Consider the following 13276-nt stretch of genomic DNA (forward strand, 5'->3'; position numbering starts at 1 on the left):
GGAGGAGCCAATGATGCACAACATGATGAGCGGTATGGGCTGGGGCATGGGCCTCGTCGGCCTACTCGGCATCGCAGTACTGGTGCTCACGATCGCAGCGCTCGTGAAATACGTCTTCTTCCGGTGACGGCGCTGGATGCGCGCACGACCGGAGGAAGACACAGCCAAGGCAAAGGAGACAATTATGCCAACCGAGCTCTATCCATCCCGCCGCGCGCTGATGATCGGCGCTGCGCAGGCAGCCGCGGCGCTCGCGCTGTCGCCTCCGTCACTGGCCGCCGAGGCGCTCCCGAAGATGACCGTGACTCGTGACCCGAACTGCGGCTGTTGCAGCAACTGGATTGCGCATGTGAAGGCCGCGGGCTTTCCGGTCGAAGTGGTCGAGGTTCCCGACGTCATGCCGCTCAAGACCAGGCTTGGCGTGCCCGATGCCCTGGCATCGTGCCATACCGCCGAGATCGACGGCTATGTCGTCGAAGGTCATGTTCCGGCCGAGGCGATCAAGCGATTGCTGGTCGAGCGGCTGCGGGTGAAGGGCATCGCTGTCGCGGGCATGCCGGTCGGCTCGCCCGGAATGGAGATCCCGGGCCAGGCGCCTCAGATTTACGAGGTCGTCCTCTTCGCCTCCGGAGAGCAGCGCCTGTTTGCCCGCTATCGCGGGCTGCAACAGATTTGATCTATACGCGTTAGCGATGACCCCGCGGCAAGAGAGAGAGAATGCCATGGTCGGTTGAGTCGGACGGGACGAATCCGCAGCCGGTACAAGAAGGGTATTCGCAACCTTTGCTGAGCTTTCATTCGGTGGGCGATTCACGATGCGTCTTGCGGGATAGTTGGATCAGCGAGGACTTCCACAATCCGACACGATGCGACGCTCCCGTTGTCGCACGATTTTATCATTCGAATGAGCTCGCCCTTAAGTCCCAGAAGCCGACCTATCCTGATCTCGACGGCTTCAAGCTGATCCGTGGCAATTCGGCTGACCTGGTCACAAGAGGCCTCCGGGCTTTCCTGCAGAGCAAGCATTCTCTTAATGGCCGGGATATCGAAGCCGAGGTCCCGGGAATGCCGGATGAATGTCAAACGTCGTACGTCCTCGGCTCCGTAAAGCCGGCGTCTGCTTTCCGTGCGGGGCGGCTTTGGGGTGAGGTTGATCCGCTCGTAGTAGCGGATTGTTTCAATATTGACGCCTGTCCGTTGTGACAAAGCTCCGATGGTGATCATGGCGGATTCATTCCGTAGGGGCGATTGACGCCATCAGCGCGACACCTGGCATGCGCCGTCGCGCGGTGGGCCGGAGCGTCTCAGCGACGTTGTCGCCGGGATGGCGGACGAACCCGTGCTGACAGATGGAATAGAAGCTCATCGACGGTCTTATCTCCATTCTTGCGCTGCGCGATTTCAACCAAGAGCGCGGCGGCCTTGATCGCCGCCGCGTCGGGATAGTCCAGCCATGGATATAATCGAGGGTTGATCCTGTAGCCACTACAGGATGTAGATATAGCAAATGGCTGGAGACGTGTGAACACAGGCGCGGCTATCGGCCGCTTCCCGGTACGTCACCTGATCGCGCCACTCAGCGGAGGGCATAAGAGGAGCAGGAGAATGGCCAGGGCCTTTAGTTCGGACCAGATGGGCATCATCCGTGGCTCCGCCGCCGCGCTCACTCTTGCGGCGATCGTCCTTACGGCCGGGTATGTTTGGCTGCCTCCTGGGTTGCTCCGCCTCAACCCGGAGATGGGCCTCGGTGAGCGGGTCGCGTTCACGCTGAAGGCTGATATTCTCATGTTCCTCTGGCTTGCTGGCTGCGTCGGCGCGGTGAGCAGAGGACGGTTCTATTCGCCAGCAGATATACGGGGCTCGGCATTTGGCCAACCCAGCCCAGCAATCGCCGTGCGAGCTGCGGTGCTGCAGAATTCATTGGAGCAGACGGTTCTGGCCTTTGGCGCCCACCTAACACTTGCAGCGCTGTTGCGAGGACCCGAGCTGGTACTCATCCCTCTGCTGGTCGCTCTGTTTTTGGCCGGTCGGGTGGCCTTTGCTTTCGGCTATGCCAAAGGAGCATCAGGTCGGGCTTTCGGCATGGCCCTTACCGCCGCGTCTATCATCGTGAGCTACGGAGTGGCGGTCGGCTTGGTGGCTGTCGGACGCTGACATCTGCCGCTCGTGAGACGGCCATAAATTCGGCTCATGACCTCTTGATCCTGTAGCGACTACAGAATGTATGGTGCGCTAACAGGCTTGAGCTAAGCCCAGATAATTTAGCAGTCGAGGAGACCGAAATGGCCACTGATGCCGGGACGAGAAGCACCTCAAGCACGTTGCGCTTCAAGGTCGAGGGCTTGGACTGTCAAAACGAGGTTCGCCTGCTTCGCGCTGCGGTCGGCCCGGTCGTGGGTGGTGAGGACAGGTTGTCGTTCGACACCAAAGGCGGTGTCATGGAAGCAACCGTCCCGAGCCTTCCAGCTTGCGATGCCATCGAGCAGGCGGTCGCCTCCACCGGGATGCGGGCGCAGCTGCTGGCTGAGCCGGACACGTCCTCGGCGTCCGCGTGGCTGTTCAAGGTCGATGGGCTCGATTGCAAGAACGAGGTCGCGATGCTCAAGCGCGAAATCGGCCCGCTCGTTGGTGGTGAAGACCGGCTCGCCTTCGATACGGCCAAGGGGTTGATGACGGTTGCGCCTCAGCAGCGTGCCTCGATCGACGAGCTCGTGAGCGGCATCTCAAAGACCGGAATGTCCGGCTCTCTCATCCGAAATGGTTTGGCCGAGGCCATGCTGCTGCGCGTGCGTGGCCTCGACTGCAAGAATGAGGTGGCCGCCCTGACGAGGGAGCTGGGGCCGCTCGTCGGTGAGGACAATCTTGCCTTCGACACTTCGCAGGGCGCGATGACCGTTGCGCCTCAGAGCGGGGCAACACTCCGTCAGATTGAGGAAGCAGTCGCGCGAACGGGCATGCGAGCTGAGCCGTGGTCGCCGCCGGCGGTTTCTGAGGCTGCCTGTTCCGAAACTGCCGGATCCGGATGCGGCTGTGCGGGCCAAGCTCAGGAGGCGCTTGCACCGCCACTTCCGACCAATCAGCCTGGCGGCGTTGTCTATCGAATCCACGGGATGGATTGCGCCGACGAAATCGCGGCCTTGAAGCGCGAGGTTGGTCCGCTCGTGGGCGAAGATAAACTCGCCTTCGACCTCCTCAACGGCCGCATGTCGATCGACATGGTGCCAGACGCTGCGCTGGAGGCCAGCATCGAGAAAGCCGTCGGGCGCGCCGGCTTGCGAGCCGAGCCCTGGATCGAAGGGGCGAGCAGCGAAGCGGCACAGGCAGAAGAGCGTCGCAGGCGCATACAGTCGTGGCTGACCGCCGCGAGCGGCGTCTTCGCCGCGCTCGGCTTTGCGGTTCACGCCTGGCTCGGCGGCGGCATCATCGCGGCGTTCGAGGCTGGCGAACATGCTGCGGGCTCGACGCCGCTGCCGAGCATTATCCTCTATACCCTCGCAGTGCTCTGTGCGGTGCGCTACGTCGCGCCTAAGGCCTGGCTCGCGGCGCGACGGTTCCGCCCGGATATGAACCTCCTGATGGTGGTTGCCGTCGTGGGCGCGATCGGGATCGGCGCGTGGTTCGAAGCCGCTACGGTTTCCTTCTTCTTCGCGCTTGCCCTGGCACTTGAGGCGTGGAGCCTCGGTCGCGCGCGGCGAGCGGTGGCTGCTTTGATGGAGCTGGCGCCGCCGACAGCACGGGTTAAGCTCGACGATGGATCTGAGCGTGACGTACCGGCCGCCGAGATTCGCGTCGGCTCGCACATCATTATTCGTCCCGGCGACAAGCTCCCCCTTGATGGTCGCGTCGCAGCTGGTGAGAGCGAGGTCAATCAGGCGCCCATCACCGGCGAGAGCGTTCCGGTGTTCAAAACCGTGGGCGATGAGGTGTTCGCCGGCACCATCAATGGCGAGGGCGCCCTCGACGTCGTGACCACCAAGGCGGCGAACGATACGACCCTTGCGCAGATCATCCGCATGGTCGGCTCCGCACAGAGCCGGCGCGCACCGAGCGAGCAGTGGGTCGAGAAGTTCGCGCGCGTCTACACGCCTGTCGTGATGGTTCTCGCCATCGCAGTTTTCCTCGTCCCGCCGCTGCTGCTCGGCGCTGGCTGGGAGGTCTGGTTCTATCGCGCGCTCGTGCTGCTCGTGATCGCCTGTCCCTGCGCCCTCGTGATCTCGACACCGGTGACCATCGTAGCCGCTCTCGCCGGATCCGCGAAGCAGGGTGTCCTGGTAAAGGGCGGAGTCCACCTCGAGACTCCGGCCAAGCTGAAGGCCATCGCTATGGACAAGACCGGAACCCTTACTGAGGGGCGTCCGCGAGTGGTTGACGTGGTGCCGCTCGTCGGCCGCAGCGAGGATGACGTTCTCCGGTTGGCCGCAGCCCTTGAGGCGCGCAGCGAGCATCCGATCGCGCGCGCCATTCTGGCTAAAGCCGCGGAACGCGGCCTTGCTGCCCAGCCAGCCGACGCGGTGCAGGCCATCACCGGCCGGGGTATGACCGGTCGGATTTCCGGTCGCGAGGTCTGGCTTGGGTCGCGCCGCTATCTCGATGAACGGAAGATCGGCTCGCCAGCCGTTCTGGATCAAGCCGACACCCTGTCTGGCGCCGGTCGTACTGTCGTGGCGGTCGGTGACGGCGAAGAGGTCTGGGGGCTGATCGCCGTTGCTGATGCCGTGCGCGCAGAAGCCAAGGATATCGTCACCGCGCTGCATCGGGCCGGCGTCGAAAAGGTGGTGATGCTCACGGGCGACAATCAGGCAACCGCCGATGCGATCGCCAAGCAGACCGGCATCGATGAGGTTCGGGCGGAACTGCTACCCGGCGACAAGGTCACAGCCGTCGAGGATCTCGTACGGCGTTATGGTTCTGTCGCCATGGTCGGCGATGGGGTCAACGACGCACCGGCGATGGGCCGTGCCAGTCTCGGGATTGCCATGGGCGCAATGGGCAGCGACGCGGCAATTGAGACGGCCGACGTTGCGCTCATGTCGGACGATCTCTCGAGGCTGCCCTGGCTGGTGCGCCATTCGCGCGCGACGCTCGCAGTCATTCGGCAGAATGTCGCATTCTCGATCGCGGTGAAGCTCCTCTTCACGGTCCTGACAGTGCTCGGCCTGGCATCGCTTTGGGGCGCCATCGCTGCGGATGTCGGCGCCTCCCTGCTGGTTGTTCTCAACGGGTTGCGCCTTCTCAATCGCGACCAAGGCGGACCAAAGGCCGGTCCATCAGTGGGGACCGGTTCTCCTGCCAGTGAGCGCCATCAGCCAGGGATGCGCCCGGCATCTGCCCACTGAAAACGCATCGACGGTCGTCAAGATTGGGCGACCGTCGTCACCAGGACGTCAATGAAAAATGACCTGCAAGGAAAGTAATACCGTGGCGGTAGCGTCCGTTGGACAGCGTGCGATGTGGTTGGGCTTCGCATTCGTCCCCGCTCTTCTCGTCGATGTCGTCACGAAGTGGCTGATCGTGACGGTGGTGATGGCGCCTCCGCGCGTCATAGAGATTACGTCATTTTTCAACCTGACGCTTGGCTTCAACCCCGGAGTCAGCTTCGGGATGTTCCAGGACGTCTTTCTTGAGCGTCCGTTGGTACTGGGTGCCATTAAAGTGGCGATCACAGCCGGGCTTCTCGTCTGGGCATTGCGCGTCGAGAACATGGTCGAGACGGTCGCCCTCGGCTTGATTGCCGGCGGCGCCGCCGGCAACGTCGTTGACCGCGTGCGACAAGGAGCCGTGACCGACTTCCTAGATTTTCATGTCGGCGATTGGCATTGGCCTACCTTCAATATGGCGGATGTGGCGATCAGCATCGGAGTTGCGCTGCTGCTGGCGGGGTCCCTGCGGCCGTTCCGATCGGTGTTCGGCGTCCAGAAACCATCGGGTGAGACGGAGCGCTGACATGGCCTCTGAGCGTCGCAACGAGGAAGCCGAGATCGAACTTGACCCAAGCGACGTGGCCGAACGTCGAACATTGATCTGGGTGCTGCTTATCAATTGCTTGCAGGTGGTCGTAGCGGGGACGGTGGGCGTTGTTGCGGACTCGACTGGTTTGCTGGGCGCGGCGCTCGACAATCTGGCGGATGCCGGCGTCTACGCGGTGAGCCTTTACGCCGTCGGACGGAGCGTCGCGGCTAAGTCGCGTGTTGCCGCTTTGTCCGGCGCGCTTTTGATCATTTTAGGCGTCGGGTTGCTGGCCGAGGTCCTGCGCAGGTTTTTCGTTGGCGCCGAGCCGATCGGTCTTGCCATGATAGTCGCGGCCGTCGCGAATGCGGCGACAAATCTGATTTGCCTTCGGCTGCTGCGCTCGCATCGAGACCAGGGCGTCCATATGCAGGCGTCCTGGATCTTTACGACCAACGACATGCTGGCCAATGCGGGCATAGCGGTCTCCGGCGCTGCGGTGATGTTCTTCGCATCTCCGCTGCCGGACCTGATCATCGGCCTGGTCGTCGGCGGGCTCGTGCTCAAGGGTGGCTGGGAGATCTTGCAGGAAGCGCGCGACGCGCGGCGCGCGAGTGTGTTGACTCAAAAGGACTAGAAGACCACCAACCCTCACCCCAGTCAGGATTGGGCTCGGAGTCTCCGGGACACCCAGAGGCGGCGTACGCCAAGATGATCCTGACCCGTGCCATTTGCCGGGGCTGGCGCATATGGGTCAGAGCTGCTGCCACGCGACCATCAGAAGGTTGCTCATCAGAGTGTCGGTGGCAGCGCAGGCGGTGCCACCTTGATTTCCATCATTATACATTATATGTAATCGTATAATGTTTGATGATCAGGAGCCTGCGCTGATGAACACCGTGACCATTGATGATCGTCTGACGGTATCGGCCCAACCAGATCCCGCTGCCTTCAGTGACCTCGCAAGACAAGGCTTTGCCGCCGTCATTAACGCCAGACCGGATGGTGAAGAGGCAGGGCAACCGGGCAACGCCGCCGAAGCCGCCGCCGCGCGTTCGGCCGGCCTCGGCTATGCCTTCGTACCAGTCACCGGCCCGACCATCACCGAGGCCGACGTCCGTGCATTTCAGGAAGCGATGAAGAAGGCGAAAGGGCCGACCCTTGCCCATTGCAAGAGCGGGATGCGGGCGCTCACCCTCTACGCGATCGGTGAGGTGCTCGACGGGCGAATGCAGCGCGGGGAGGTCGAGATCTTCGGAAAGGGCCACGGCTTCGACCTGTCCGGCGCCGCAGTTTGGCTTGATCGGCAGGACGCCAAGGTTCCGCGCGTCGTGGGTTTCCACGACGCGCGTACGGGCAGCATTCAGTATGTCGTCTCCGATTCGGCGACAGGCGCCTGCGCCGTGATCGATCCTGTACTCGATTTCGACGAGAAGTCCGGCGCGACCGCGACTGTTCATGCCGATGCGATCCTGGACTATGTGCGGGCCGAAGGACTGACGGTCGAATGGATTCTCGACACCCACCCGCATGCCGACCACTTCTCGGCCGCCGCTTATCTGAAGGAGAAAACCGGTGCGCCGACGGCGATCGGCGCGCGCGTTGTCGAGGTACAGAAGCTCTGGAAGGACATCTATAACTGGCCGGAACTGGCGACAGACGGATCGCAATGGGACCAACTGTTTTCGGACGGCGACACATTCAGGGTCGGCAGTCTTGAAGGCCGCGTGATGTTTTCGCCCGGCCACACGCTCGCCTCCGTCAGCTACGTCATCGGCGACGCCGCCTTCGTCCATGACACGATTTTCATGCCGGACTCGGGCACGGCCCGCGCCGATTTTCCAGGCGGTAGCGCCAAGGTTCTGTGGCATTCGATCCAGCGGATTCTCGCGCTTCCCGATGAGACCCGCATCTTCACGGGCCACGACTACCAGCCGGGCGGGCGACATGCGAAATGGGAGAGCACGGTGAGCGAGCAAAAGCGCTCCAACCCGCATCTCGTCGATATGACCGAGGACAGCTTCGTGGCGCTGCGCGAAGCGCGGGACCGGACATTGCCGATGCCGAGGCTGATCCTCCATGCACTTCAGGTGAACGTGCGCGCCGGCCAGCTCCCCGAACCGGAGGACAACGGCCGGCGCTACCTGAAAATTCCGCTCGACGCGCTAGGGGCGACACGGTGACTGCAATCGAAAAATCGGTGTCCGCCACCATGCCGCCGGAGGAGATGGCAAGCCGGGCAGAAGAGGTCGCGTCCCTTCTGAAGACGATGGCACATCCCGTGCGGCTGATGCTCGCCTGCACCCTGGCCGAAGGGGAGCACTCGGTCGGTGAGTTGGAGGAGGAGCTCGGCGTCCGTCAGCCGACCCTTTCGCAGCAGCTCGGCGTGCTTCGCGAGGCGGGTGTCGTGCAAACGCGCCGCGAGGCCAAGCAGATATTCTATCGCCTGTCGGAGGAAAAGGCGGCTCAGCTCATCACGGCACTCTATGCCATTTTTTGCAGTCCGGAGGGGCGGAGATGACGCCTTACCTGCCCGCGCTTTTTGGCGGCATGCTGCTCGGTCTCTCCGCCGTCCTGCTGCTCGTCGCCAACGGTCGGATCGCCGGCATCAGCGGCATCCTGGGAAACCTGCTCGGCGGCAGACCCGTTTGGGCCGATGCAGCCTTCGTCGTTGGTCTTCTCGCAGGGCCATTCTTCTACGCAGCAGCCTTCGGCCGATTCCCGGCCGTGACCATCGCAACCACCTGGCCCCTTGTCCTTGCCTCCGGTTTGCTCGTGGGCATCGGCACCCGTATGGGCTCGGGCTGCACGTCCGGCCACGGCATCCTCGGCCTTGCCCGCTTCTCGAAACGCTCCTTTGCCGCGACCGCTACCTTCCTCGCTGCTGGGATCGTCGCGGCAACAAGCATGGGGTTGCTGAGATGAGCGGTCCCATTTTTGCCCGCCCCGCCATCGCCCTGCTTGCGGGCGCGATATTCAGCTTCGGCCTGTCGCTATCCGGGATGGTCGACCCCGCGCGCGTCCTCGGCTTCCTCGACATCGCGAGTGGCGATTGGGACCCGAGCCTGATGTTCGTGCTCGGCGGTGCGGTGCTCGTCGCGATGCCAGGCGTCGTGCTCCAGCGCAGCATGACGAAGCCGGTTCTGGATGCACGATTTCATTTGCCGGAGAAGACGCAGATCGACGCGCCCCTTCTCATAGGATCGGCGATTTTCGGCATCGGCTGGGGGCTCGCCGGCTTCTGCCCGGGACCGGCCATTTCCGCCTTTTTGATGGGGCTGCCGCTTGTCCTCCTGTTCGTCGCCGCCATGGCCGCGGGCATGGTCTTGTACGACCGGGTCCTAGCAGTCGGCTTTAACATGCCACGGTGAAACGGCCCCCGAATTCCCCGGACAGGTCTCACCCTTAAAATAAGGGTTGGGAGTAATGTCGTGTCTATGACTGGTTCTTATCCGAAGGTTGAGGTCCTGACCGGGCCTGAGCGGCGTCGCCGGTGGTCGGTTGCGGAGAAGTTGGAGATCGTCGCGCAGACGCGCGAGGCGGGTGTCACGGTCAGCCTTGTGGCACGCCGGTGCGGCGTGTCGCCGAACCAGCTTTTCACGTGGCGGCGGCTTGCCGAGCAAGGGGCGCTGACCGCGACGGCGGCCGAGGAGGAAGTGGTCCCGGCCTCCGCCTTCCGGGCGCAGCAGGAGCAAATCCGCGAATTGCAGCGGCTCCTGGGCAAGAAGACCCTGGAGGTGGAAATCCTGAAGGACGCCCTCGAACTGGCGGAGGATATAAAACGTATGGCCCGCCCCGTCTGCAAGAGGATTCTACGGCGTTCTGATCTCAGTCTGCGTCAACGTATACGGTCTTGTGAGCACGCTCACAGCCAAGATGGACATCCGCGCGTTCAGAGCCCCATAAAAACGACGGCATTTAATGCCATTTTTATACTCGGGCTTTCCAAACGCCGATCGACTGATCAGGCCATCTTCACGATCCTTCCTGCAAACCTCGTTGGGCTACATGCGCGGTTGCACGTGGCCGATCAGATCATGCTGCTGCTGCCAAGTAGCCACGTTCAAAGCGCGTCTCCTTGCGCAGGGTAGCCCAGGCAATCCTCGCCAGCTTGTTGGCCAGGGCCACCACCACGGCATTGCGGTGAACGCCTCGCTCGATCATGGCCTTGAGCCATCGCCCCATGGGTGTGTCGCTGTTTGAAAGCGACGGTAATGCCGCACGCGCACCGTGGATGAGCAAAGTGCGCAGATAGGTGTTGCCGCGCTTGGATATGCCCAGCAGTCGAGCTTTGCCGCCCGTACTGTACTGCCGGGGAACCAACCCGAGCCATGCGCCCAGGTCGCGGGCCTTGGCAAAGCTACTCGCATTGCCCACCGCAGCGATCAGGGCCGTCGCGTTGAGCGCGCCGACGCCCGGGATCGATGTCAGCCTTCTCGCCGCCGCGTCGTGACGCGCCAATTCGACGAACTCGCCATTCAGCGCCGTGATCTTCGCGTCGAGTTCCTTCCATTCGACGCAAAGCTCGTCGACCAGTTGGCGCACGCGCGGGGACAACAGGCCGTCATCCTCGGCCAGCAGGTCATCGACACCCAGCTCAAGTTTGCGGCGCCCTGCCGGAAATGTCACTCCGCGTTCCAGCAGGATCGCGCGCAGTTGATTGATGAGACTGGTTCGCTCGGCAACCAGGCGCGAACGCACCCGGTGCAGCGTCTGGATGTCCAACTGCTCCTGGCTCTTGAGTTCAATAAAACGCATCGTCGGCCGCGACGCGGCCTCGGCGATCCCCTCGGCATCGCGATCATCGTTTTTCTGGGCTTTGATATAGGGGCGAACATACTCAGGCGACATCAGCCGGATCTCGTGCCCTTGCACCGCGAACAGGCGACCCAAATGATGGGCACCGCAGCACGCTTCCATCGCCACCACGCAGGCCGGTAGCTTCGTCACATAGTCGATCAGCGTCTGCCGACGCATTGTTCGACGCACGACTACTGCACCGGCCGCATTCACGCCGACCACACTACAAGAGTTCTTGCCCAGATCAACGCCGAGGATCACAATAGACATTGGCTCGCTCCTTTCCTTCCTTCATCGACGGCATCATACAAGAGGCCGGGATTGGGGCGGGCCATTCCATAAAAACGGAGATTGCGGTCGCTGTCGCTGCCCAAGGACGGTTTGCCATGAACACCGTCGCCGCGACGCTGGACGTGGCCCGTTCGCATCTCGCCGCCCGGCTGGCGCAGCGGACGGCCGGGCGCTCTCCCCAGCGCAGAGGCCGTCCGCCCCTGCCGGAAGAGGCGCTCCTGTCCGAGATCGAGACGGTCATCGAGGACATGCCAACCTACGGCTATGCTCGCGTCTGGGCCAGATTGCGCCGCAAAGCCCTGACCGAGGGCCGTGCGCCCGCCAATCGCAAGCGCGTCTATCGGGTGATGAAGGTCCATGGCCTTCTGCTCGAACGCCATGCTGGCGGGGTCGAGCGCCGTCACGACGGCCGCATCGCCGTCGAACGCTCCAACCTGCGCTGGTGCTCGGACGGCTTCGAGATCGGCTGCGACAACGGCGAAAAGGTCCGCGTCGCCTTCGCGCTCGATTGCTGCGACCGGGAAGCCATTGGCCATGTCGCCACCACCGAGGGCATCAAGGGCGAAGATGTCTGCGACCTGATGGTCACCGCCGTCGAGCACCGCTTCGGCAAGGTCAACCGCCTGCCGCAGACCATCGAATGGCTGACCGATAACGGCTCCTGCTACATCGCAGGTCCGACCCGCCGCTTTGCCCGCGATATCGGCCTGGAGCCGCTCACAACTCCGGTCCAGAGCCCGCAGAGCAACGGCATGGCCGAAGCCTTCGTGCGAACCTTCAAGCGCGACTACGTCTCGGTGAATCCCATCCCCGATGCCAAAACCGTCATGCTCGCCCTGCCGGAATGGTTCGACCACTACAACGAGCTTCACCCGCACAGGTCGCTCGGATATCGTTCACCCCGCGAGTTCATCGCGGCCCATGCAGCACCGTGAGAAATGTCCGGGCTTTTGGGGGCTACAACACACGGAGCCTCAAGCGCCGGCACACAAGCGAATGAGCGGAGCTTCGGCGCCTGCGCGTAGGGGCTTGGCGCGATAGAAACAGGAACACCGGCCAGTATGGCAGCAACCGCCATCGCCGGCGACATTGACCTTAAGCCAGAGCGCGTCCTGGTCGCAATCGATGCGCATCTCGACGATCGTCTGGACCTGGCCCGAAGTGTCGCCCTTGTGCCAAAGCTGCTGGCGTGAGCGCGACCAGTACCAGGCTTCGCCGGTCTCGATGCTGCGCCCCAGGGCGTCCGCATTCATATGCGCGACCATCAGTAGCTCGCCGGTCTCGGCATCGGTGGTGACGCAGGTGATCAGGCCATTGGTGTCGAAGCGCGGCGCGAGTTGCGTGCCGTCCTCGAGGGCGTGCTTGTCCGAGAGGACGGGGAAAGCTGTCATTGGTGGCTAGCCTCTCGCGTTCAACAAGAGCCGGATCTTCTCCAGCGCCGCCGCGTCGTCCTCATGATAGTCGATCATACTCTTGAAGCGGCCCTTGGCGTCCATCAGGTAGACCGACGCCGTATGGTCCATGGTGTAACCATTATCAGTCGGAATCCGCTTGGCGTAGGCCTTGTAGGCCGAGAGCGCGGCATCGACCTGCGCCTGGGTGCCGGACAGGCCGACGATCCGGGAATCAAAAGATTGCAGGTAAAGCGCCATCTGCGCGGGTGTGTCGCGTTCCGGGTCAACCGTGACAAAGAGAACCTGCAGGCGATCCGCGTCGGGGCCGAGCTTGCCGAGCTGGTTGCTGATCTCGAACAGCGTCGTCGGGCAAACCTCCGGGCAATGGGTGAACCCGAAGAACACCAGCGTCGGCTTGCCCAGATAGGTCGCTTCCGTGACGGTCTCGCCCTTGTGGTTGACGAGCGTGAACGGGCTGCCGGCGGCGAATGCAGCGACCTCGATCTGCTTTCGGCCGGGGCCGTCGACCTGCCACCAGCCGATCAGGATCGCGGCACTGACGAAGGCCAGGATGGCGACGGCGGCCCAGGCGCCATAGCGGATCCACTTAAGCGCTTGCATGGCGGACGAAGGTCGATGCTGGCGAGGTGAGGCCTTGCTGCTGCAGTGCCGGACCGCGCATCTCGCGGGTGACGTGATAGAGGTTGATCGCGAAGGCGAGCGAAACGAAGGCCAGGAGCAGGATCAGCACGATCCGATTGCGCTTGATTGTTCGTTGCTGTGCGTCAGCAGCATCAATCATCGCGCGCCGATCCCCAGCTGACAGCGAACGCTTGCTCATGATT

At 63.0% G+C, this 13276-nt stretch carries 14 protein-coding genes and 2 pseudogenes; 11 read left to right on the top strand and 5 right to left on the bottom strand.

Going from position 1 to position 13276, the window contains the following annotated elements:
* Nucleotides 1–184 precede the first annotated feature (184 nt).
* Complete coding sequence (locus IED13_RS16565; RefSeq protein WP_089172797.1) at nucleotides 185–676, top strand: DUF411 domain-containing protein; 492 nt, start codon at nucleotides 185–187, stop codon at nucleotides 674–676.
* Between the two features lie 134 nt (nucleotides 677–810).
* On the opposite strand, the gene IED13_RS16570 is transcribed toward IED13_RS16565, so the two are convergent.
* Nucleotides 811–1224 (bottom strand): MerR family transcriptional regulator, encoded by a 414-nt coding sequence (locus tag IED13_RS16570; RefSeq protein ID WP_191124817.1) that lies wholly within the window; start codon nucleotides 1222–1224, stop codon nucleotides 811–813.
* A gap of 381 nt (nucleotides 1225–1605) precedes the next feature.
* On the opposite strand from IED13_RS16570, the gene IED13_RS16575 reads away from it, so the two are divergent.
* The 9 genes and pseudogenes from IED13_RS16575 to IED13_RS16615 form a co-directional block, all read left to right on the top strand.
* Nucleotides 1606–2154 carry an MAPEG family protein gene (locus tag IED13_RS16575; protein WP_089172798.1) on the top strand — a complete coding sequence of 183 codons (549 nt, stop codon included), beginning with the start codon at nucleotides 1606–1608 and terminating at the stop codon, nucleotides 2152–2154.
* A 128-nt stretch (nucleotides 2155–2282) separates the two neighbouring features.
* Nucleotides 2283–5336 carry a heavy metal translocating P-type ATPase gene (locus IED13_RS16580; protein WP_191124818.1) on the top strand — a complete coding sequence of 1018 codons (3054 nt, stop codon included), beginning with the start codon at nucleotides 2283–2285 and terminating at the stop codon, nucleotides 5334–5336.
* 58 nt (nucleotides 5337–5394) lie between these two features.
* Nucleotides 5395–5943: a signal peptidase II gene (gene lspA / locus IED13_RS16585; RefSeq protein ID WP_318652273.1), complete on the top strand. Its 549-nt coding sequence runs from the start codon at nucleotides 5395–5397 to the stop codon at nucleotides 5941–5943.
* A 1-nt stretch (nucleotide 5944) separates the two neighbouring features.
* A complete protein-coding gene (locus IED13_RS16590; RefSeq protein ID WP_089172799.1) occupies nucleotides 5945–6583 on the top strand; it encodes a cation efflux transmembrane domain-containing protein in 639 nt (212 codons plus the stop codon).
* A gap of 253 nt (nucleotides 6584–6836) precedes the next feature.
* Nucleotides 6837–8129 carry a bifunctional sulfur transferase/dioxygenase Blh gene (gene blh, locus IED13_RS16595; protein ID WP_089172906.1) on the top strand — a complete coding sequence of 431 codons (1293 nt, stop codon included), beginning with the start codon at nucleotides 6837–6839 and terminating at the stop codon, nucleotides 8127–8129.
* A gap of 29 nt (nucleotides 8130–8158) precedes the next feature.
* A complete protein-coding gene (gene bigR / locus IED13_RS16600; protein WP_089172800.1) occupies nucleotides 8159–8467 on the top strand; it encodes a sulfite-sensing transcriptional repressor BigR in 309 nt (102 codons plus the stop codon).
* Nucleotides 8464–8871 carry a YeeE/YedE family protein gene (locus IED13_RS16605; protein WP_089172801.1) on the top strand — a complete coding sequence of 136 codons (408 nt, stop codon included), beginning with the start codon at nucleotides 8464–8466 and terminating at the stop codon, nucleotides 8869–8871. Before bigR ends, IED13_RS16605 begins: the two co-directional genes overlap by 4 nt.
* Entirely contained in the window at nucleotides 8868–9317 is a 450-nt protein-coding gene (locus tag IED13_RS16610) for a YeeE/YedE family protein (protein WP_089172802.1), read from the top strand. The genes IED13_RS16605 and IED13_RS16610 overlap by 4 nt, the downstream gene beginning before the upstream one ends.
* 66 nt (nucleotides 9318–9383) lie before the next feature.
* Nucleotides 9384–9710, top strand: a pseudogene (locus IED13_RS16615) (transposase); the annotation flags it as partial.
* Between the two features lie 271 nt (nucleotides 9711–9981).
* Here IED13_RS16615 and IED13_RS16620 read toward each other — a convergent pair.
* Nucleotides 9982–11016: an IS110 family RNA-guided transposase gene (locus tag IED13_RS16620; RefSeq protein WP_191124819.1), complete on the bottom strand. Its 1035-nt coding sequence runs from the start codon at nucleotides 11014–11016 to the stop codon at nucleotides 9982–9984.
* Nucleotides 11017–11048: 32 nt separating this feature from the next.
* Between IED13_RS16620 and IED13_RS16625 the strand changes: the two are divergent.
* Nucleotides 11049–11972 (top strand): annotated as a pseudogene (locus IED13_RS16625) (IS3 family transposase); the annotation flags it as partial.
* Between the two features lie 39 nt (nucleotides 11973–12011).
* Here the strand turns inward: IED13_RS16625 and hisI are convergent.
* Genes hisI through IED13_RS16640 form a run of 3 tightly spaced genes read right to left on the bottom strand, consistent with a single transcriptional unit; the run spans nucleotide 12012 to nucleotide 13272 of the window.
* On the bottom strand, nucleotides 12012–12428 hold the full coding sequence (gene hisI / locus IED13_RS16630) for a phosphoribosyl-AMP cyclohydrolase (RefSeq protein ID WP_089172804.1): 417 nt from the start codon (nucleotides 12426–12428) through the stop codon (nucleotides 12012–12014).
* Nucleotides 12429–12434: 6 nt separating this feature from the next.
* Nucleotides 12435–13052, bottom strand: coding sequence for an SCO family protein (locus IED13_RS16635; RefSeq protein ID WP_089172805.1), 618 nt, complete (start codon nucleotides 13050–13052; stop codon nucleotides 12435–12437).
* Nucleotides 13039–13272, bottom strand: coding sequence for a hypothetical protein (locus IED13_RS16640; protein ID WP_089172806.1), 234 nt, complete (start codon nucleotides 13270–13272; stop codon nucleotides 13039–13041). Before IED13_RS16640 ends, IED13_RS16635 begins: the two co-directional genes overlap by 14 nt.
* Nucleotides 13273–13276 lie beyond the last annotated feature (4 nt).

Origin of the sequence: Allobosea spartocytisi, assembly GCF_014764685.1 — a bacterium.
GTDB classification, from domain to species: domain Bacteria; phylum Pseudomonadota; class Alphaproteobacteria; order Rhizobiales; family Beijerinckiaceae; genus Allobosea; species Allobosea spartocytisi.

What these genes read in the sequence shown, in the direction of transcription:
- IED13_RS16565 (WP_089172797.1), top strand. Translation starts at nt 185, where the DNA reads ATGCCAACCGAGCTCTATCCATCCCGCCGCGCGCTGATGATCGGCGCT.
- IED13_RS16570 (WP_191124817.1), bottom strand. Translation starts at nt 1,224, where the DNA reads ATGATCACCATCGGAGCTTTGTCACAACGGACAGGCGTCAATATTGAA.
- IED13_RS16575 (WP_089172798.1), top strand. Translation starts at nt 1,606, where the DNA reads ATGGCCAGGGCCTTTAGTTCGGACCAGATGGGCATCATCCGTGGCTCC.
- IED13_RS16580 (WP_191124818.1), top strand. Translation starts at nt 2,283, where the DNA reads ATGGCCACTGATGCCGGGACGAGAAGCACCTCAAGCACGTTGCGCTTC.
- lspA (WP_318652273.1), top strand. Translation starts at nt 5,395, where the DNA reads ATGACCTGCAAGGAAAGTAATACCGTGGCGGTAGCGTCCGTTGGACAG.
- IED13_RS16590 (WP_089172799.1), top strand. Translation starts at nt 5,945, where the DNA reads ATGGCCTCTGAGCGTCGCAACGAGGAAGCCGAGATCGAACTTGACCCA.
- blh (WP_089172906.1), top strand. Translation starts at nt 6,837, where the DNA reads ATGAACACCGTGACCATTGATGATCGTCTGACGGTATCGGCCCAACCA.
- bigR (WP_089172800.1), top strand. Translation starts at nt 8,159, where the DNA reads ATGCCGCCGGAGGAGATGGCAAGCCGGGCAGAAGAGGTCGCGTCCCTT.
- IED13_RS16605 (WP_089172801.1), top strand. Translation starts at nt 8,464, where the DNA reads ATGACGCCTTACCTGCCCGCGCTTTTTGGCGGCATGCTGCTCGGTCTC.
- IED13_RS16610 (WP_089172802.1), top strand. Translation starts at nt 8,868, where the DNA reads ATGAGCGGTCCCATTTTTGCCCGCCCCGCCATCGCCCTGCTTGCGGGC.
- IED13_RS16620 (WP_191124819.1), bottom strand. Translation starts at nt 11,016, where the DNA reads ATGTCTATTGTGATCCTCGGCGTTGATCTGGGCAAGAACTCTTGTAGT.
- hisI (WP_089172804.1), bottom strand. Translation starts at nt 12,428, where the DNA reads ATGACAGCTTTCCCCGTCCTCTCGGACAAGCACGCCCTCGAGGACGGC.
- IED13_RS16635 (WP_089172805.1), bottom strand. Translation starts at nt 13,052, where the DNA reads ATGCAAGCGCTTAAGTGGATCCGCTATGGCGCCTGGGCCGCCGTCGCC.
- IED13_RS16640 (WP_089172806.1), bottom strand. Translation starts at nt 13,272, where the DNA reads ATGAGCAAGCGTTCGCTGTCAGCTGGGGATCGGCGCGCGATGATTGAT.